Annotated in this window: 2 protein-coding genes; both read left to right on the plus strand. The window is 38.1% G+C overall.

What is annotated here, in order from left to right; genetic code table 11:
* Nucleotides 1–71: 71 nt before the first annotated feature.
* Entirely contained in the window at nucleotides 72–626 is a 555-nt protein-coding gene (locus tag JX312_RS13575; protein WP_204458447.1) for a WG repeat-containing protein, read from the plus strand.
* 25 nt (nucleotides 627–651) lie between these two features.
* Nucleotides 652–1,410 carry an exodeoxyribonuclease III gene (locus tag JX312_RS13580; protein WP_204458448.1) on the plus strand — a complete coding sequence of 253 codons (759 nt, stop codon included), beginning with the start codon at nucleotides 652–654 and terminating at the stop codon, nucleotides 1,408–1,410.
* Nucleotides 1,411–1,491 lie beyond the last annotated feature (81 nt).

Raw genomic sequence — 1,491 nt, forward strand, 5'->3', positions numbered from 1 at the left:
CCAGAAAATCGCGTAACCAACATGAATACAGAGTTTAACAATTTCGCATTAACAGATTTTAAGAGACGCCAGTGAAGAAGAATTTATTTATCGGACAAAAGCCTATTGAATTTTATTTCTTTGAGAACAAAATTTTCAAGTTCGATAAGTCATCCGGAATTTGGAGTTTATGGTACTCCAAAGACGAGACATTATCATCCTCGACAGGTGATATAAATGTATCTGATGATAACCAGCTTAAACTTATTAAAGGTGATGTAGTCATTTATATTGATTCTGAAGGAAGCGTATTAGAAGAGTCATATATCGATGAACCAGAGTATCTCGAACAGATTCCTTTGAAAAATGGCTATTTTATAGTTAAGCTAATTGATGGTTACTGGGGTATTGTAGATGACGAAAACAATTACGCTGTTCTTGCCCAATATGATATGATAAGTCCCATAAATGTGAAATACCTTCGATTCAAAGCCGGCAATAAGTGGGGCGTTATGAGTATTGAAGGTGACATCTTGATTGATGCCAAATACAACTCGATAGAATCATATAGTAATGGTGAATTTGTTGTCACTAAAGCCGACCCATCAAAATTAGGAGAGAGCATAAGCGAAAAAATAGAGATATAGTCACGTTATTAATTTTGAAAAGGTAATGAAGATATTAAGTTGGAATGTAAATGGGATTCAGTCCCGGTTAGATGCAATTAACCGACTGGTTGAAGAATATCAACCGGATTTGATGTGCTTCCAGAAAGTGCGTAAGAAAGGAGTCTTTCTTACGCAGATTCCCGACTATATGGGATGGCTCGGAATTATGGAGGACGGTCTATTCGGAGGCGTGAGCACATATATTCGTCAAGGTTTTCCTTTTGACATTGAAGCTCAGAGAAATGATATACCGGCATGGTTGTTGGATACCGGATGTATCAATGTGTTGAGGCTTGATCAGTTCATCCTTGTCAATACATATTTCCCGTATTCTAATACAAGTGACGAGAAGTGGCTCCAGATGAGGAGGCAATGGGATTATGAGTTACACGATTATCTGGAGAAACTATCAAAAGAAAAGCCTCTAATAGTCTGTGGAGACATGAATATTGTCGCTACAGATAAAGACGCATGGGATGGCGTGTCAGTAAAAAATGCCGGTTGCTATTTCCCATGGGAACACAAGAACTTCGAAGGGATGATGAAAGCCGCAGGACTTGTGGATTCATATCGTGTCCTTCATCCGGATGGCACTGATTTCTCATACTTTTATCAGAATAGACCGGAATATCGAATTGCCAATCAAGGCTTCCGTATAGACTACTTTATGGTTAGCAAAGAAATGATGCTCGATATAAAGCGCTCCGAGATTCTCACAGATGTCATAGAGACTACCAATAGTCCAATTCTTCTTGAAATATAACAATTTAACACTAGTGTCTCTTAAAAAGTGTTAATCAAATTCGAGGTCAAGAGTTGGATGGCAATTTGCTATTTGTGCTGG

The organism is Barnesiella sp. CU968, assembly GCF_905219685.1.
GTDB classification, from domain to species: Bacteria; Bacteroidota; Bacteroidia; order Bacteroidales; family Muribaculaceae; genus Lepagella; species Lepagella muris_A.